This window comes from Sneathiella sp. (assembly GCF_041689005.1).
Lineage (GTDB): Bacteria > Pseudomonadota > Alphaproteobacteria > Sneathiellales > Sneathiellaceae > Sneathiella.
Genome location: NZ_JBDNHC010000147.1, coordinates 1 through 18,728 on the forward strand (window position 1 = coordinate 1; position 18,728 = coordinate 18,728).

At 53.3% G+C, this 18,728-nt stretch carries 18 protein-coding genes and 1 pseudogene; 1 reads left to right on the forward strand and 18 read right to left on the reverse strand.

Annotated elements, in window-relative coordinates:
• The 15 genes from ACESNI_RS16650 to ACESNI_RS16720 form a co-directional block, all read right to left on the reverse strand.
• Positions 1–1,019, reverse strand: a 1,019-nt coding sequence (locus tag ACESNI_RS16650; RefSeq protein ID WP_373089054.1) for an efflux RND transporter permease subunit, incomplete at its 3' end; no start/stop codon positions are given.
• Between the two features lie 5 nt (positions 1,020–1,024).
• Positions 1,025–2,158 (reverse strand): efflux RND transporter periplasmic adaptor subunit, encoded by a 1,134-nt coding sequence (locus ACESNI_RS16655; RefSeq protein WP_373089056.1) that lies wholly within the window; start codon positions 2,156–2,158, stop codon positions 1,025–1,027.
• 112 nt (positions 2,159–2,270) lie between these two features.
• Complete coding sequence (locus ACESNI_RS16660) at positions 2,271–3,692, reverse strand: alginate export family protein (protein WP_373089058.1); 1,422 nt, start codon at positions 3,690–3,692, stop codon at positions 2,271–2,273.
• The gene (locus ACESNI_RS16665) at positions 3,689–4,093 is read right to left on the reverse strand and encodes a DoxX family protein (protein WP_373089060.1); all 405 of its coding nucleotides are present in this window, start codon (positions 4,091–4,093) and stop codon (positions 3,689–3,691) included. The genes ACESNI_RS16660 and ACESNI_RS16665 overlap by 4 nt, the downstream gene beginning before the upstream one ends.
• Complete coding sequence (locus ACESNI_RS16670; RefSeq protein WP_373089062.1) at positions 4,090–4,305, reverse strand: DUF1427 family protein; 216 nt, start codon at positions 4,303–4,305, stop codon at positions 4,090–4,092. The genes ACESNI_RS16665 and ACESNI_RS16670 overlap by 4 nt, the downstream gene beginning before the upstream one ends.
• Entirely contained in the window at positions 4,302–4,532 is a 231-nt protein-coding gene (locus ACESNI_RS16675; protein WP_373089064.1) for a DUF1427 family protein, read from the reverse strand. The genes ACESNI_RS16670 and ACESNI_RS16675 overlap by 4 nt, the downstream gene beginning before the upstream one ends.
• Positions 4,529–6,160: an MFS transporter gene (locus tag ACESNI_RS16680; RefSeq protein WP_373089066.1), complete on the reverse strand. Its 1,632-nt coding sequence runs from the start codon at positions 6,158–6,160 to the stop codon at positions 4,529–4,531. The genes ACESNI_RS16675 and ACESNI_RS16680 overlap by 4 nt, the downstream gene beginning before the upstream one ends.
• A 4-nt stretch (positions 6,161–6,164) precedes the next feature.
• Positions 6,165–8,024, reverse strand: coding sequence for an amidohydrolase (locus ACESNI_RS16685; RefSeq protein WP_373089068.1), 1,860 nt, complete (start codon positions 8,022–8,024; stop codon positions 6,165–6,167).
• A 54-nt stretch (positions 8,025–8,078) separates the two neighbouring features.
• Complete coding sequence (locus ACESNI_RS16690; RefSeq protein ID WP_373089070.1) at positions 8,079–8,759, reverse strand: hydrolase; 681 nt, start codon at positions 8,757–8,759, stop codon at positions 8,079–8,081.
• A 22-nt stretch (positions 8,760–8,781) separates the two neighbouring features.
• On the reverse strand, positions 8,782–9,504 hold the full coding sequence (locus tag ACESNI_RS16695) for a pirin family protein (RefSeq protein ID WP_373089072.1): 723 nt from the start codon (positions 9,502–9,504) through the stop codon (positions 8,782–8,784).
• A gap of 31 nt (positions 9,505–9,535) precedes the next feature.
• On the reverse strand, positions 9,536–10,525 hold the full coding sequence (locus ACESNI_RS16700) for an alpha/beta fold hydrolase (RefSeq protein WP_373089074.1): 990 nt from the start codon (positions 10,523–10,525) through the stop codon (positions 9,536–9,538).
• A 75-nt stretch (positions 10,526–10,600) separates the two neighbouring features.
• Positions 10,601–10,987: a response regulator transcription factor gene (locus tag ACESNI_RS16705; protein ID WP_373089076.1), complete on the reverse strand. Its 387-nt coding sequence runs from the start codon at positions 10,985–10,987 to the stop codon at positions 10,601–10,603.
• Between the two features lie 158 nt (positions 10,988–11,145).
• A complete protein-coding gene (locus ACESNI_RS16710) occupies positions 11,146–12,015 on the reverse strand; it encodes an alpha/beta fold hydrolase (RefSeq protein WP_373089088.1) in 870 nt (289 codons plus the stop codon).
• Between the two features lie 349 nt (positions 12,016–12,364).
• The gene (locus ACESNI_RS16715; protein ID WP_373089078.1) at positions 12,365–12,991 is read right to left on the reverse strand and encodes a response regulator transcription factor; all 627 of its coding nucleotides are present in this window, start codon (positions 12,989–12,991) and stop codon (positions 12,365–12,367) included.
• Between the two features lie 17 nt (positions 12,992–13,008).
• Positions 13,009–14,607, reverse strand: a complete 1,599-nt coding sequence (locus tag ACESNI_RS16720; RefSeq protein ID WP_373089080.1) for an MASE4 domain-containing protein — start codon at positions 14,605–14,607, stop codon at positions 13,009–13,011.
• A 141-nt stretch (positions 14,608–14,748) separates the two neighbouring features.
• On the opposite strand from ACESNI_RS16720, the pseudogene ACESNI_RS16725 reads away from it, so the two are divergent.
• A pseudogene (locus tag ACESNI_RS16725) lies at positions 14,749–15,444 on the forward strand (IS6 family transposase).
• 189 nt (positions 15,445–15,633) lie between these two features.
• Here the strand turns inward: ACESNI_RS16725 and ACESNI_RS16730 are convergent.
• The 3 genes from ACESNI_RS16730 to ACESNI_RS16740 all read right to left on the reverse strand — a co-directional run.
• Positions 15,634–17,034 (reverse strand): FAD-dependent oxidoreductase, encoded by a 1,401-nt coding sequence (locus ACESNI_RS16730; protein ID WP_373089082.1) that lies wholly within the window; start codon positions 17,032–17,034, stop codon positions 15,634–15,636.
• A 57-nt stretch (positions 17,035–17,091) separates the two neighbouring features.
• Entirely contained in the window at positions 17,092–18,381 is a 1,290-nt protein-coding gene (locus ACESNI_RS16735) for a TRAP transporter large permease (protein ID WP_373089084.1), read from the reverse strand.
• Positions 18,378–18,728 (reverse strand): TRAP transporter small permease (locus tag ACESNI_RS16740; RefSeq protein WP_373089086.1); only part of this gene is annotated, 351 nt, incomplete at its 5' end. The genes ACESNI_RS16735 and ACESNI_RS16740, both read right to left, overlap by 4 nt.

Consider the following 18,728-nt stretch of genomic DNA (forward strand, 5'->3'; position numbering starts at 1 on the left):
ACCGATTGCTGGATGAAATCCGTCGGGTTGTAGACGATATCATATTGCAGCCCGGACGGAAAAGACTTGGAAAGCCGCTCCATCGTCGTTTTCAAATGATCGGCTGTTTCCAGCGCATTCGAGCCCGGCCGCTGAAACACCAAAAGCGGTAGCGCTTCGCGCGTATCAAGATAGCCGTTGGTCGTATAATCCTGCGCCCCGAGCTCGACGCGCCCGATGTCGTCAAGCCGGGTAACGCGACCATCCGCATCGGCACGGACAACGATATTACGGAATTGCCGGACAGTCTCCAGGCGGTCCAAAGTCTCGACATTGATCTGGAATGCCGCCGACTGCGGCACCGGCGGCTGGTTGAGAACACCCGAGGCGACTTGCACATTCTGCGCCCTTAACGCCGCCACCACGTCGGTCGCCGTCAACCCGCGCGCCGCGATCCGCTCAGGATCCAGCCAAATACGCATCGCATAGTCGCGGGCACTGAAGACGCGGACATCCCCGACTCCGTCAAGGCGAGCCAGAACGTCGCGGATCTGCAAAGTGGCATAGTTCGAGATATACAGAAGATCACGGCTCGCATCTGGCGAGCTGAGATGGATCACCATCATCAGGTCCGGGGAACTCTTGCGCACCGTCACTCCGATGCGACGGACCTCCTCAGGCAGCCGCGGCTCGGCGATCGAGACGCGATTTTGCACCAACACCTGCGCGGCATCTAGATCGGTTCCGAGCTCGAAGGTAATCTGCAGCGCAAGTTGGCCGTCCCCGGTGGCCTGGCTCGACATATAGAGCATATTTTCAACGCCGTTTATCTCCTGCTCGAGCAAGGTGGCAACGGTCTCGCTCACAACATCGGCTGAAGCGCCCGGGTAAACGGCCCGAACCTCAATGGTCGGCGGCGCGATCTCGGGGTACTGCGCTACCGGCAGGGTCAGATAGGCGGCAATACCGATGATCGTGATCAGGATTGACAGAACGGAAGCAAAAATCGGCCGGTCAATGCAGAAATGGGCAAATTTCATGGCCGTTACCCCGGTCGCCGTTCACCGGCACCTTTAATCTCGCCCTCTTGCGGCGTGACCTTCGCGCCGGGCCGGGCTCGCATCAATCCGTCAATGATGATCCGGTCCCCGGGCTCGAGGCCATTGCGGACAATCCGCAGTCCGTCATAGGTGGGTCCTGGACGGATGATCTTCGGAACCACGGTGCCATCGGCGGTGACAGTCATGACAATCTTGTTGGACTGATCCGCAACGATGGCCTCATCCGGTATCAGCATGGCTATATATTTATCCGATCCCGGTACCCGGATACGCCCGAACTGGCCCGGCGTCAGAAATCCGTCCTTATTTGCAAAAATCGCTCGCATACGGATCGTCCCGGAAGTGCGGTTGACTTGGTTGTCAACGAAGTCAAGAGTCCCCTCACGCGGCCAGTCCGGCTCATCGGTCAGCCGCGTAAAAACGGGTATCGCCTCGCGCGTCGATTGCAGCGTCCCCGACTGAAGCGCACGCTGATATCCGAGATACGCCGACTCGCTCATATCAAATATGAAATAAATCGGATCAATCGACACAATAGACGTTAGCAGCGTATTGCCCGCGCCAACGCCGCCGCTCACCAGATTGCCGACACTGACTTCATGCCGACTGATCCGGCCTGTCACCGGGGCTAGAATTTTCGTAAATTCGATATCCAGCTCCGCGGACTTGATGTCCGCCCGGGCGATTTCAGCAGCCGCCGCCGCAACGCGTTTTTCCTGCACTCGCTCGTCATAGGTGCTGGAGGCGACGAAATCCTTCTCGCGCAGTTTCGATGCGCGTTGTAGCTGCTTGTCCGCCAGCTCGACACGAGCAAGCGACTGCGTCAATTGCGCCCGCATGGAAGCAAGCGCCGCCTCGAATGGACGTGGATCAATCACGAACAGTAGATCTCCCTTATTGACGATCTGCCCGTCTTCAAATTTTATTTCCTGTAAGTAGCCACTGACGCGGGAGCGCAGCTCGACATACTCGACCGGCGCAAATTGCCCTGTGAATTCGGTATATTCAACAATTTCGCGTTGCAGGGGAATAGCAACAGTCACTGCGGGAGCGGCGGACTGGGCCCAGGCCATGCCGACCGGCGCGGCAACTGTCAGCAGAGCCGCTGCAACACCCAAGAATCCCCCACATTTACAGTTAATAAGTTCCCGTAATACTCTGCTACCACAAAACATTTGCATTTTTCATCCTCTGGCATCACTGACAATAGGTGTTCTATAAAAGCACCGGTCAAAAACGAAATTTGGCGGTGAATTCGTAGAAATTTATTGGATCATCCGCTCCGGTCGCCTTGATAAATGTGCCCGGCTGCATATGAGTATAAACTGCTTCCAAGGAAAATCTTTCGGTAAGCTGCGCTGAAATATTAGCAGATATTGCCGTCGCAACATAGCGTTTATCAGAGCCATTGGGTGCTCGCAAAATACTGCCTGACGGCGTGTAGACACCATCATTCGTCTCCAGACGCCAGAAGAAGTTGACGTTGGCTCCCATGGTCAAAATCGAGCTTGGATGAACCTCAATTGAAGGATTCAGGTTAAAGAAATTTCGCGGTCCCAAAACCGCGGCATTGGAGAAGTAATTTCCGCGCGGAAAAAGCGGATTAAAAGTATTCAACTGACCATCGCTGGCCGAATGATCTCCCGACGCAATATTGATGGAAGCGCCAAACCTCGGTTTCCAGGTGAAATCGGCTATCTGGTAGCCGGTATCCATCGCAAGCGTCCAGGCGACGATGTCGCTATCACCGAAGGTCCCGAATTGACCCACCGCTTCCCAGTTCCAGTCCCACCCGACCTTATCGCCAAACAGTCGCATGCCGAGAGAATGCCGGACCTCGTCCGCCGTGCCCTGGACAAAAACAGCATTTTCGCTTTGATATCCAAGATAGTAGATATCCATATCCGAATGAGACGTTGGAAAATCGGACGGGATCGTCGCATAGGCTCCCCAGAGGGCCTGGTCGCGGTTTGTTCTGTCATCAAACACGCCTTCGGAGGGAACGACGGGCCGGAGGGCGATGATCGACGACGTCCAACCCTTTTTCTCACCAATGTCAAAGCGCAAACCGTCAAAATTTCGCCGGACATCAGGTCCTTCACGAACATCGACCAGGCGGCCGGATCCCAGGGAAATTTCCTGCCGGCCGACACGGAGCCTCACCATATCCTCGACAGCGGGCGCCGTCGCAATATCAATAAACGCATTTTGCAAATCTAGCCGGTCTTCATCAACCGGACTTGGGCCGCCATTGCGTCCGGCACTCAAACTGCTGGAGAGCTGGGAGAAAATCCGGAAATGCTCTCCCAAGTGGACATCCGCCTGCAGGACAAGTCGTTGCAGCCAAACACCGTTCTTGTCCTGCGGATCCGCACCAAAGCTGGGGTTTTCGGTATATTCGTAACGTTCCCGGATTTCCCCGCCAAGCGACAGAAAATTGCCGTTTCCGCCGAATGGAATATATTTTATATCCTCCAAAAAATTGCCGGGCTCTTGATCGGCGTAGAACCGATAGTCTTCATTAAACCGCAGTTTCTGGAAAGCCGGGCTTTGGGTTGCCTCCGACAATGCTGGCAGGATCGCTCCCAAAATACATGCGGAGACGAGCAATCCGGTAAAAATGACACGACGCAAAAGCAGGCATAGGGTCAAGCCTTACCTCCCAATCGATACCGTCCGGGACCTGACAGCGCGATCAGGATAAATCCGCCAATAATTGCCAGATGCTCCAGGGCGGTTGTGAGCTGCCGCTGCTGCTGCAATTCGGAATAGTTCCAGAAATCATGGGCGAGAAGCGTTGCAAATACCGTGAACACGGCGAGAGCACCGGCGGCAAGGATGATATAGCGCCCGGATATAAGAGCAATACCACCGGCGATCTGGACGATAATCGTCAGGGCCAGACTGAGTTCCGGTAGCGGGAGAGCTAGCGCCGTTACCTCGGTCAGGCTTCCGCTCCAGTCAGTCGCTTTGATCGCTCCGCTGTACAGAAAGACAGCTGCCAGAAAAATACGGGCAATCAGGTAGCCCATATCATGATAGCGATCGTTCATTGCGTAACCGAATTCGAAACCGAGATATCACCCGTCCTATTCGTCGCGCTGAAGTCACGCACCAGGTAATCGGTCCCGATAAACCCCACAGTCATTGCCACCACCAGAAGCGCGCCGACAAATTTTGGCGGCGCCGGCAAGGGGATATCGAACCACCGACATCCGGCGCCGATCAACAGCCCCATCGCAATACCAAGAAAGCTTTCAGTCATATTGCGTTCCTTTCCTTTGATGGGGCCTCTCCTGTCGGACCACCACAGAGCGGTTTCGATTTCGACGCCCGGTGTGAGGCGAATTTATCGACCGTGATATATCCAACAGTCATTGCGATCACCAGCAAGGCGCCAACGACCACCGGCGGGGCTGGCAAGGGCAGTCCGGCGATCCGGCAGACAATGCCGATAGACAGGGCGACAATTATTCCGATGACGGCTTTCATTGGGAAACCTCACTCATAGCTGATGACGGAAAATCGAAGGAGCGGCCAATTCCTAGAAGATGACGGACAACCGGAGCATTATTTTCGCCAAGCAATGCGAGAATTTTGTTCTGAATTATCTGGTCTTCCCCGGAGACACGCTCATGGTGACGCAAATGATCAATCCATGATCCTTCGAAAAAATACTCGATAAACTGGTTTGCGGCGGCGGCATCCTGCATCAGTCCCCAGGCATAGGCGCCCAACCGCTTGCGGGCCTCCGCCAGCAGTGACATCTGCCCGATGAACTCGCGCTGAGCGGCCGGAGAAACGGTATAGGTGATCATCGTCATGACCGGACCGCGATCTTTAGCATCTGTATCCGTTGTGATTGGCGGTGGCCAATGCATGGAGGGCGCCAGATCCATCTGCTCGCCCTGACCTAGGTGCGCGTTCCGGGTGACGATCATCAGGACCAGAATACCCACCGCCGAGATCATGAGGGCGGTCGGAATACCCACAAAATTCGCCAGCTGCCCCCACAACAGACTGCCTGCCGCCATCGAGCCGAAGAAAACAGTTATATATATGGATAGCCCCCGTCCGCGGACCCATTCCGGCAACGCCGTCTGGGCGGACGCGTTCAAAGTGGTGAGTACGAGAATCCAAGATAGCCCGGCGAGAAAAGACGCCCCGATTGCTACGGACTTTTCCGGAAACAAGGCGAACAACAGAAGGACCACCGTTGTGCCAACCGTTCCGGCCCGCACCATGGCATCAGGTTGAAGGCGCTTACGCAATCTTGGAAGAAGCAAGGCACCGGTCACGGCGCCCGCGCCGATACTTCCGACCAGAAAGCCATAAAAGGTGGCATCCCCACCCAGCAGGACCTTGCCGATCAAGGGTAAAAGCGCCCAATAGGCCGATGCAAACAGAAAAAACGCGCCCCCCCGCAGCAGGGTTGACCTGAGCGGAGTACTATGACCCGCATAACGCAGTCCGGCCCGCAGCGCGCCGAACAGATGCTCCCGCGGCAAGGCAGAGGTTTCCGACCGTACCGGTTTCCAGAACAGCAACGCGACCACGATCCCGATGAAGCTCAACGCGTTCACCGTAAAAGGCGCGTAGAGACCAACGGAGACGATCAGAAACCCGGCCAGCGCCGGACCGATTGCACGGCTGATATTGATACCGAGGGAATTGAGAGCGATGGCCGGCTGAAGCGCCGAGCGCGGCACCAGGGAAGGCACAATTGCTTGCCAGGTCGGCGCGACGAATGCTGTCCCCGTCCCCATGAGGAACGTCAGTAAAATGAGTAACAGGGGCGTCACAACATCTATCGCCGTCAAAAAGGCAAGCGATCCGGCGGTGGCGGCCATGAGAATGTTGATACCGATCAGCAGCTTGCGCCGATCGACCAGATCGGAAACGGCGCCTGCGGTAATCGCAAACAGGAAAACCGGCAATGTCGTTGCCGCCTGAACCAGGGAGACGGTCGTCGGCGTCGGGTTTAACGTCGCCATCAACCAGCCCGCGCCGACATCATGCGTCCAGGTCCCGATATTGGACGCAATCGTCGCGCACCAGAGAAGCGTAAAGGCATGGGAGCGGAAAGGAACCCAGGCGCTCTGCGGGACTGACTCCGTCATGAGATTAAACGGCAAAGCATGAACATCCCAACGCCCCCCAGAATGATGTTTTGTCCGTCACCGGGATAGGCACCGTCCAGGCAATCTGGTGGTGATGACCGTGCAGGCCGCAGCTTGAGGCGCAATCATCATGGCAGGCCCGCGCCATTGAATTTTCACGCTTCCCGGCTGCTGGGCGCATGGCCGGTGAAGCTGCATGTTTGACCGGGCTCCAAGAAGGGCTCGCCGGAGGGATCGGTGGGGAGATATCCAAATATTCCGCGTCACCAAAAACGACACGGCCGCCGACAACCGTCAGTACCGACGTGATTTGCCGGATTTCCTGAGGCGGAACCATCATATAATCGGACGATAGAACGGCTAGGTCCGCATACATGCCGGTCGCCAAGGTACCTTTTTTATCCTGTTCCCCGGAAAACCAGGCCGATCCTTTCGTCCAGATTTCAAGCGCGGCTTCGCGGCTGAGGATGTTGGCCTCGCCATAAAGAGGCAATCCGCCAACGGTCTGGCCCGTCGTCAGCCAATGCAGTGCCACCCAAGGGTCGTAGCTCGCAACTCGTGTCGCATCGGTTCCGCCGCCGACCGGGACGCCAATGTCCAGCATTTTGGCAATCGGCGGGGTCGCCTTCGCCGCTTCCGATCCGTATCTGTCAATAAAATACTCACCCTGGAAGGCCATACGATGCTGTGTTGCGATCCCGCCGCCGAGAACCTTGATCCTCTCGATATTGCACTCGGAGATCGTTTCGGCATGATCGATAATAAAGCGTGTCTCAAACGGCGTCTTGCCATTTACTCTTTCGAAAACGCTCAAAAACCGGTCAATCGTCTCGTCATAGGTCGCATGGATGCGGAATGGCCATTTATTAGTTGCGAGAAGTTCGACGATCTTTTCGAGTTCCTTTTCCATTGGCGGCGCAAGATCGGGCCGCGGCTCAAGAAAATTTTCGAAATCGGCGGCGGACCAGGCGAGATTTTCGCCTGCACCGTTCATGCGCAGCATATCGTCTCCGGCGCCAGGCTCCGTCATGGCGATCCAGCGCTCATAATCGGACAGCTCCTGTCCTGCCTTCTGAGCGAACAGGTTATAGGCGATACGGATCGTCATTGCCTTGTCCGCATGCAGGCGCTGTATGACGTTATAGTCGTCCGGAAAATTCTGGCCGCCGCCGCCCGCGTCAATGACGCTGGTGATCCCGAGCCGGTTAAGCTCACGCATGAAATGCCGCGTCGAATTGATCTGGTCCTCGACCGGCAGCGCCGGCCCTTGCGCCAAAGTGGAATAGAGAATGAGGGCGGACGGCTTGGCGATCAGCATGCCCGTCGGCTCACCGCGCGAGTCTTTCTCAATCAGGCCGCCCGGCGGATTGGCTGTGTCCCTGGTAATCCCCAATACTTTAAGCGCCGCACGATTGAGAAGCGCTCTTGCATAGAGATGGAGGATAAAAACGGGTGTGTCGGGTGCTGCCGCATTGACTTCTTCCAATGTTGGCATCCGCCGTTCGGCAAACTGGAATTCCGACCAGCCGCCGACGACGCGAACCCACTGCGGCGCCGGTGTTTGCTCCGCCTGCTCCCGCAGCAGCCGAAGGGCGTCGGCGACCGATGGAACATTCTCCCACCGAAGTTCCATATTATAATTCAATCCCCCCCGGATCAAATGCGTATGACTGTCATTCAATCCGGGGATAACCCGTCGTTTGTTAAGATCAACAACCTTCGTCGAACCGGTTCGGAGCTTCATAATCTCAGTATCCGAGCCCGTCGCCTGTACTAGACTGCCCTTGATTGCAATCGCCGAGGCATCTGGCGCAGCGGGGCCCAAGGTGGTGATCCGGCCATTATGTAATATCAAGTCAGCCACGTTCTGTCCTCTTTTGGTGGATTGAGTGAAATCGATGGAAAATGGGCTTGGGGTTTAAGCGGCGACCGGTTTCAGGGTTTCGCCGTGCTTGATCCGTTCAGGCGCCTTATGAACCATCGTGTAGGCGTAATCGACGCCCATGCCGTAAGCACCGGAATGTTCGCGGACGATATCCATTACGGCATCATAAGTATCCCGATGCGCCCAGTCCCGCTGCCATTCCAGCAGGACCTGCTGCCAGGTCATCGGGATCACGCCGGCCTGGACCATGCGCTGCATGGCATAGTCATGGGCTTCCTTCGACGTGCCGCCAGACGCATCGGCCACCATGTAGATTTCATAGCCGCCCTCCAAAATGGCCGATAAGGCAAAGCTGTTATTACAGACCTCCGTCCAGAGGCCGGAAACGATCACCTTGTTCTTGCCATTCTTCTTCAACGCATCCCGGACTTTCTGATCGTCCCAGGAATTCATTGATGACCGCTCCAGGATCGGGTTTTCCGGAAAGACGTCGAGAAGTTCCGGGTAGGCAAAACCGGAAAAGCTTTCCGTCTCAACCGTCGTGATCGTTGTCGGAATACCAAAAACCTTGGCCGCTTTTGCCAGACCAACGGTGTTATTCTTCAGGACCTGCCGGTCTATCGATTGAACCCCGAAAGCCATCTGCGGCTGATGATCGATAAAAATCAGTTGGCAGTTTGTCGGGGTTAATAGTTCCAGCTTTGATTTAGACATAATTCTTTCTCCTTTTCAGATTTTATGATGAGACAAATTCAGAACTCAGATCGAACAAGAGGAATTCCGAGGGTTCTCTATGGATTCCCTTGATGGTCAGCGGGGTTTCCTCTTCAGAAATACCAAGACCATCCCCTTCCCCATAAAAATTGCCGCCAATTTCCAGATATCCACTCACGATCTGGATCCAGATCATTCGCTTGGGCTTTATGGCAAAGGTAACGGTCTGATCTTTCGCCAGCAGGCGGCCATAGAGGTCGACGTCCTGATAGATGGTCACCGAACCATCGCGCCCGTCGCGAGAACCGATCAGCAAAAGGGTATTTTCCCAGCTGTTAGCGGGAAAATTTTTCTGCTCATAGCCTGGAGCCGAACCCTTCGTATCCGGAATGATCCAGATTTGCAGGAAGTGCACCGGCGCAGTTTTCGACGCATTAAACTCGCTATGACGAATGCCTGTCCCGGCTGTCATGCGCTGTACGTCACCAGGTTTGATGACGGAACCGGTGCCGATGGAATCCTTATGCTCCAATCCCCCCTGCAAAACATAAGAGATAATCTCCATATCCTGATGGCCGTGGGTTTCAAATCCAGCACCGGGCGTGACCCGATCCTCGTTGATCACACGCAACGCGCCAAAACCCATGTAGGCGGGATTGAAATAACTGCCGAAAGAAAAGGAATGGCGGCTGTCCAGCCAGCTAAATTTGGCCCGCCCTCTGTCTTCAGATGATATTAGTTGCATTCAAACCTCCTTAGCAGGCTCGCGTCCGCTCTCAACTTTTGGCGAACGCCAGAAGATCGTCGTTGAAACGTTCTGGTTCCGTCTGCGCCAGCCCGTGCGGGGACCCTTCATATATCTTCAACGTCGCCTGTGGCGCGATCTTGGCCGACAAAAGTCCAGCCGCGCCTATCGGCACAATCTGATCGTCATCGCCATGCACGATAAGCGTCGGGACGTCCATCCGTTTGAGGTCTTCGGTATAATCGACCTCGGAGAATTCGCGGATGCAGTTATACTGCCCGATAACGCCGCCCATCATGCCCTGAAGCCAGAAGTTTTGGCGGAGGCCGTCAGATGGTGTGGCGCCCGGCCGATTGTACCCATAAAAAGGCGTCGTGAGATCCAGGTAGAATTGCGACCGGTTATGCGCCACGCCAGTGCGGATTCCGTCGAACACGTCCTTGGGCAGGCCACCTGGATTGCCCGGCGTCTTGATCATTATGGGTGGGACCGCGCCGACAAGTACCGCCTTGGCAACCCGGTCTGTCCCGTGGCGCCCGATATAACGGGCAACCTCGCCACCGCCGGTCGAATGCCCGACAATTATGAAATCCTTAAGATCCAGAGCATCAATCACCGCGGCCAGATCATCGGCATAGGTATCCATGTCATTGCCCTGGAACGTCTGGTCGGAGAGGCCATGACTCCGACGGTCATGTGCAATCACGCGAAAGCCTTGCCTCGCGAAAAACAGTATTTGCGCATCCCACGCATCGCCGCTCAGGGGCCATCCATGCGAGAACAGGATCGGCTGGCCACTTCCCCAGTCCCTGTAGTAAATCCGGGTTCCGTCTTTTGTTGTAACTTTCGTCATTGGTTGAACTCCATTATTTGAACTCTGAGAGTTGGAAATAGTCGTCGATTGATTACCTGCGGCCAGCGTTAATCCTGACACCGATGCAGCGGCAACCAGGCTTGCGCCACCGAGCAATACATTCCGGCGCGACGAGATTGAGTTATCGAAAAAACTTTTTACTTTCATATCGTTAAATTCTTTTCCTGTAACAGGCGGCGCAGCTTTTCGCGCATAATTTAGTCTGGATCCAGTTCAACCCCGTCAGTTCGAGCTTTTCGCCGGACCGCCAATTGCCATCCGAATACAGTCAAACAACATGTCCGCATCAAGCGGCTTGGATAGATAACACACGACCCCTGCAGCCAAGGCAGCCTGGTGCGCGGCCTCATCCGCAAAGGCAGTCATAAGAATTGTTGGAATGGGCCTGTCCGAGGCGTTCAGAAACCGGAACAGTGCGATCCCGCTCATCCCCGGCATCCGCACATCGCTGATCAGGCAATCGGTCCGCAATCGAACATCGGACTCCAGGAAGTCACCTGCACTCTTGAAATCTACCGCAATGAGATTGAAGGACCTGACCAATCCTGCAACTGCATCCCGTGCTGAATCATCATTATCTGTTATGCTGATCAGCAATTTCGGGAGCATTCTGCCGCTTTCCTACCTCATGACAACCACATTCGCGCAGTCGTCTTGTCCTGTTTAAAAGATAAAAAAAGAGGGGGTATCGGAACAATTGTACTTTGGTCTGAGCCAGCTACTGCTTTAGGATTGCTGACCTCAACCGGTCGGCTCAACTTATGTTTCTAATTTAGAAATTCTACAAGTTTTGGAATGACGAAATCGGGGGCCTCTTCCATAAGCCAATGACCTGATCCAGGCACAATAACTCCATCGACATCATTTGCCACCAGCATGCCCTGGTCTATCAGAGTTTGCCCGGACGCCTTTTCCCCGCTTAAGACCATCATCGGCATTGTGAGGGGCGTCTTGGCAAATTCGGCGAAATCCTTCGCGTCCTGCTCAAAAGCGCGAAAATACTCCATTCCGGCACGCATATGCCCCGGCTTCGCATAGGCAGCCGCGTAAAACTCCCGGTCCTTTTCAGAAAGAGAATGAGCAGGGTCCGCAGCGAAATCATTCCAGAAATGCTCCAGATAAATACGTTCGCGTCCCGTAACAAGAGCAAGAGGCGTGTTGCCATAGAAGTGAAAATGCCATAAATCCCGCATCAACCAAACGCTCTTCCAGTCGCCCACGCCCGGCAGAAATGCGTCCATAAGGACAATCTTGCTAACTTCCGAAGGATATTGGGCCGCATAGGCATAAGCAACCATAAGCCCGATGTCATGCCCAACAATTTCAACGCTTTTATACCCGAGTTTTTGTGCCAGGGCATGAACGTCCTGCGCCAACATTGCTTTGGTGTATCCATCCTGGGGGGCTTCAGAGTCCCCCGCCCCCCTCAAATCAGGGGCGATAACCTGATGAGTTTTCGCAAGCTCCGTCATCAATGGTACCCACATATGGCTGGTTTCGGCATACCCATGCAACAGGATGATCGGTTCGCCCTTACCAATAGAGAGATAATGGAGCCTGACACCATTGACAGTGGCAAAGCTGCTGCTGATTTCATCCGCTTTTGCTGCGAGCGGGAAGAAAAGCACCACAAGCATCGACATCGAAAATAGCCTAGCTATATTTTTCATGGGAATTATCCTTCACATTGAGATAGCCTTAGTGGGCGGTATATTACCTACCTGTATTTGAAACTAACTCTCAGGGCATATTGTTCTGATATTGTGGCTTTTCCCAAAGCGGTTCACAGGGAGTTTTGCTGCTTTGCGTGCTGTGGGGTCTGGAAAAGTTATAAAATGCTTCCCGTTCAGCCAGCTTTGTTACTGATCGACGGCATTCCATCGTGTCCTAATTCCAGCATGCGGTCATCACGCCGATGTCTTCTACTTGCTGCGAAGGATAGAAAAAGAAATGGGATCAATGCAATTATACTTTAGTCTGAACCGGCTACTGCTTTAGGATTGCCGAATTCAATCTGTCGGCAAAACGGACTAGATCGGGGAGCGTCCTGGCTTTCATCTTACGCATCACTTGTGCCCGATGCGCCTTGATAGTGACCTCGCTAAGATCTAGTTTGAAAGCAATCTGCTTGTTGAGTTGTCCAAGGACAACGAGTGCCATGATTTCCTGCTCACGCAATGTCAGCGCGTCATAGCGATCTTGCAGGTCATTGAGGACGGCCTGATCCTTTTTGCATTCACGGTCAAGTTCGATTCCGCGGTGAACAGCATCTAGCAGGTCCTGATCCCGGAATGGTTTGGTAAGAAATTCGATTGCCCCCGCTTTCATCGCCGATACCGACATCGGCACATCGCCATGACCGGTGATAAAGACAACTGGGATATGAATTCCCAATCCGGCCAGCTGGCGTTGAAATTCGAGCCCGCTCGGCCCCGGCAGCCGGACGTCAAGTACGATACAAGCAGAGTCATTCGGCCGCTCCCTATCCAGAAAATCCAGCGCAGATTCAAAGGTATGTACGACATGGCCGACGGATCTGAAAAGACTGTTCAGAGATTCCCGGACTGAAGGATCATCATCAATGATAAATACAACGCCGTGGTCCTGGCTCATTCTATAATCCCTCTGCCCTACAAATAACTATCGTCGATTGGTAATGTAAACTGAAAGATCGTTCCGTGCGGTATATTATCAGCCGTCCATAGGCGACCGCCATGCGCTTCAATGATCGCGCGGCAGAACATGAGCCCCACCCCCATGCCGTCGGCCTTCGTCGTGAAGAACGGCTCAAAGATTTTCTCTCTGTTATCCGGTGCCAGTCCACTTCCCGAATCCTCAACAGAAATAAGGATACTATCCAAGTCCAAGCGTTCACATTTCACCCACAATACCCGGCCCCTGTCTTTTACCGCCCTCATGGCATCAATGGCATTTGCCGTCAGGTTCCAGATAACCTGCTGCAATTGAACCGCATTCCCGGTCACCAAAGGAACGCTGTCATCAAACTTCGTCCGCAGTGAAACAAAGCGAAAATTAGCATCACTCTCGCTGCATCGAAGAACGTCATCAATCAGGTATTTCAAGTCCACCGGGCCGCGTTCGTGCGTTCCATTGCCGAACATCGTTCTAATGTTCTTGACCACGCTGCCAGCACGATGGCCGTCACTCACGATCCGTTGTAGCGCTGCCCGCGTCTCATCGAGATCAGGACTCTCTTTTTGCAACCATCGCAATCCTGCATCCGCGTTCGTGACCATACTCGCTAACGGTTGATTGACCTCATGCGCAATCGTCGCGGACAATGCCTCCATCGCGGCAAGCCTGCTTTCCCGAGTGAAACGTTCCGCCGAAACTGACCGGGCGAGCCGGGTATATAGCAACGTTGTTTCCGAAAGCAGGACGAGCAGGATGACTGTCGCGGAGACAAAGCCGAAAAACCTGCCAACCCACCAGCCAACACTTAGACGAAGGCCCGCACCAATGTAGGAGAGGAGAATAACCTCAAAAAGCAGCGTGCAAAGGACAAGCATCAGCCAAAGATCCAGCATCGAATGCCGACGGCGCCAAAGGGTGACAATACCGATGACGTACAAAGCTACTGCCGTGCCCGGAACATACTTCCAGAGCGCGGTGACGTTTCGCGCGTCGCGCATCAATTCCGGTAAGGCGTCATCGCTCGTGAATATAATCCACGAAAATACGCATACAAGAAGAGTAATGCCGGCGATTGAAGCAATAATTGTCCTGCGGACCGGGTGGAGTGGATTTCGGATGGAAAGAGCTTTGTCCCCCATCATTGCGTAGCCAAGAACAAAAAGCGGAAAGCCAATGCGCCGCAATATTGCAATCCATGCCGTACTCTGCAGACCCGTATCCGGGAGGCCCAGCTGGGCGAACACATCAGGGAAGGTTACTGACCACGGGATCACAAGGAGCCCGGAGAAAAGATAGCCCATAGACAGTACCAGAATGGCGGTCGAACGCTGGGCGGTGTAGAGGACTAGCAGCAGGGTCGTGGTGATCAGCTCATTCACGAAAACGGCAGCGGCATAGGCGGGAACGAAAACTTCTGTATGCGCCATATGGATATGCGCAAACGGCACTGTCACAAATAATGCACTAATTAGCGCCAGCAAAATTAGTACGGCAAGTCTCTTGTGACGTCGTCCCGGTGGTACGACGGAAATCAAAAAGGGTTGATCGCCGTCAGTATTTCCCGTAAGCGACATCGTAATCCTCTGCCATTATCCGAATACCCAGCATTATACCCAGCTTATGGATTATTGTTATATTTAAAGTGATACATGAGCTGGCGGTGTTGTCACATTAACTTAGTGGCGAGGAAATCAATACTCATCTAATTTCAGTTGATGAAAAAGATTTCGTATCAGTGCCATCGTTTTCCACCTCAGATAATTCAGCATGACGTCTGGCTCTATGCTCAATTCAAGCTAAGCTACCGAGATGGCGAAGATCTTTTGGTGGCGCAAGGACTAGATATTTCCTACGAGACAGTTCGACGTTGGTTTTTGAAGTTCGGAACGCCAATAGCCAGAAATTTGAGATCCTCCCGCCCCAATCCCAATAATATCTGGCATCTCGATGAAATGGTCGTTGTAATGGGAGGAAAACGTTACCGGCTTTGGCGTGCCGTTGATAGTGAAGGCGAAGTGTTGGATTTCCTCGTACAAACCAAACGAAACACCAGGGCTACCCTAAAACTGATGAGGAATTTACTGAAGAAGCAAGGCTTTGCGCCAACGCAAATAGTAACAGATAAACAGAAATCATATCACAAGACATTTCAAACTTTGCGCTTGAACGTCGAGCATATTGACAATAAGTGATCTAACAATCGGGCGGAGAATTCACATCTTCAAGTAAGGCGAAGAGAGCGAAAAATGCAAAAATTTAAGTCGCCCGGATCAGCCCAGAGATTTCTCAATATCCACTCAGCCACTTACAATAACTTTTATCTTCAACGTCACCTAATCAATCGATCTCACTTCAAGCAAAGTCGCGCTGAAGCATTTGACGTTTGGACCACTGCAAGCAAAACCGCCTAAAAAGCCCTAGCGAGATTTATTCGCGCCTACTGCAAGTTAGTGTGACAATGCCCAATACCCCAACGTCACCTAATCAAGCAACTCCGCGAAGAAGCTTTTGATGTTTGGGCAGCGGCAAGCGCCGCTGCCTGAATGTTTTGAGCAAGAACTTTTCGCGTCTTCTCAATCTTAATGTGACAACGCCCAATTTTATGCGATCTTGGCAACAGAATACTGATTTTCCTGATCCGTCTCCAGGATCGCTCCATTCTCGGACAGTCGAGCGCGCAGTTCGGAAACGTCAATAGCCGCGAGCTTTTTGCCCGACTTAACCGACATGGCCGCGGCGGTACCCGCTGCTTCGCCGATTGCAAAACAGGTGCTCATCGCGCGGATCAGGCCGAGGGGGTATGGTTTAACTGAGATGCATCGGCCGCTTGCTAGCAGCCCATCGATGTTTCTGGAAACTAAGCAGCCATAGGGAATGCCAATAGCGTGTTCCGACGGTTGCAGTACAATTCCGACGCCGGTGTGAATATCGAGGTTGTAACCTGCCAAGGCAATGGTGTCTTCCGGCACGAGAAACTCGTTTACCGCATTGTCCTCTAATGTCTTGAGGCCGATGATGCGGCGACTTTCACGGGCGTAGGTGCCGGCGGCGATATTAGCTAGGAAACAGTTTTTGAAGCCAGGACAGTATTTCTTGAAGAAGTTGAATAGTATTTCCACCTGCCGGTGTGCGACCGCTTCGGCCTTGCTCATGCTTCGCGGGTCAGTCGGATCGACGTCTGATACACGTACCGCGTTGACGACAACTTCGTTGCTGTTGGGTTGCTTGGCGAATATCACGCGGTCTCGGGGAACATCGAACTCTCCGTTCTCCCGAGCTACGTTGATGAACTCCTCAAACCCGGTGAAATAGAACGAGCGAGAGTTTAAGAAGTAGTCTAGGGTATAATGGACACCGTACGACGGTGGATTGGAAAATGTTTCCGGGTGACTTTTGAGATAGTCCAATACAGCATCTATATCGACGTTGCCAAGAGAGAACACCAGCGACACTGGCTGAACCTGGGTGTCCTCACCTTGACCCATCTCGTAGTCGGCGCCCGATAGATAGGCAGCGGTACCGTCTCCGGTGGAATCGATGAGAACCTTCGTTTCCGCGGTGTATTTCTTGCCTCTAGATATTAGCGATACGCCGCTAACGCGGGAGTTTTCGACCTTGACGTCCTCCACTTCGGTGGAAAACAACAGATCAACACCGGCTTCTTCGCACATTTTGACAGCTTCAATTCTCAACCAGAATGGATTGACTGGTGTAATCGAATTGTGAATCGGACAAGGGATAGCACCGTCAAAAGTAGCGCCCAACCGATCCAAGCGCTGTACAAGTTCGTTGCCTATGCCACCGACAACCTGGGTGCCGGTTCGATCGTAGAATGCAAGCAATGGAAGCCCCGTAGCCGCTACCCCGCCAAGGAAACCGTTGCGCTCCACCAGTAGCGTTTTCGAGCCTTCGCGGGCGGCTGCAATCGCTGCGGGAAGACCGCCGGGACCACCTCCGATAACGATGACGTCGTATTTGCCTAGATCATTGTGTTCGTTCATTGGGTTCTTCTCCATAGTAGTAGTGTGAGTAGATATTCGGTGTCTCAATAGAATCCGTTACAGTTTTATTAGTGACGGCAAATATATTGTAAGAAACGGGACAAGCGAGATAAGTACAAGCGTAATTATCAAGGCCAAGTAAAACGGGATCATTGCTTTTGCAACGCGGATCATCGGCACACAGGCGAGGTCACTGACAATGTAAAGACAGATTCCAACGGGTGGCGTAATCAGTCCGATCATGCAGGCAAGAACCACAACGACACCCAGTTGAGTCAAGTCGATTCCAAAAACGAGCGCGATGGGAACGACGACTGGGGTCATCATGATCAATAGGGACAGCGCATCGATGAAACAGCCTGCCAGCAGCATGGCCACTCCGATCAACAACAACGCCATATGCTTGTTGGCGGTTATCGAAAGAAGCATGTCCGACACAAACCCTGGAAACCCGTAGCGTGTTAGAACCCAGCCAAAGAGTCCAGCGGCAGCGACGATGAATGTGACCTGTGCAGTCGTCAATACCGATTCGACAACTATGGCGCCGAGAGCGCCAATGTTGCGCCAGCGTATCCCCTTGTAAATAAAACCGAGAATTAGCGCGTAAAGCGCCGCTACTGCACCGGCCTCGGTTGGGGTAAATACACCTGAAAATATTCCTCCGAGAATCACGACAGGAGCTAGCAACGCCCAGAATGACTCGATAAAACTCGATGCAATTTCACCAACCGCAGACTTCGCTTTAACGGGTTGGTTTTCGTTGCGCAGAACGATTGCGATGACAGCCATCATGGCGACGCCCATCAGTAACCCGGGAATGATGCCCGCAATAAAAAGCTTGCCGACCGACACCTGTGCCATTACACCGTAAACGATCAACGGAACGCTGGGTGGAATGATCGGACCGATCGTTGAAGATGCGGCTGTGACTGCCGCAGCAAACTCCGGCCGATAGCCGTCCTTTTTCATCGCCTCAATTTCAATAGAACCGAGTCCTGCGGCATCTGCGGTCGCCGCGCCTGACATTCCGGCGAAAACAATGCTCGCCATGACATTGATATAAGCTAGGCCGCCGCGAATATGACCCAGCAATGTCAGGAAGAATCTAAAGATGGCTTCCGCACCGCCACCATGATTCATCAACACACCGGCGAAAACAAAAAACGGAATTGCCAGCAACGGAAAGCTTTCAAGCCCACCCCATAAACGCTGGGGGACGACGATCATCGGAACGGTTCCATCGACCAGCAACGTGAGAGTCGATGAGATGATCATGGCCAATGCAACAGGTACCCGAAGTGCCATGAGGATCAATAAACTGCCCCCAATGATCAGATACAAGGTCATGCTTCGTCACCCCGGTTCGCAATCCATGAGATCATTGAGACCAGGCTCGACACAACCATTCCCAACATTGAAATTATTACCGGGATCATGACCACCCAGCTAGGGATCAGAAGCGCACCACCCAGATTATGGCTGAGTGCACGTTGACGCATCATGAATTCCCACGACAGGTAAAAGAGGTAGCTCATGGAAATCAGAATTATGACGTTGCCGATCGTATGACAAACCTGTTGGGCCCGATCCGGCAGGAGGGTTACAACGGTATCTACACTGATCAGGATCTTCTTATCGAACAGAACGGCAGCACCAAGGAAGGTGATCCATATGAAAAGAAATACTGCCAGATC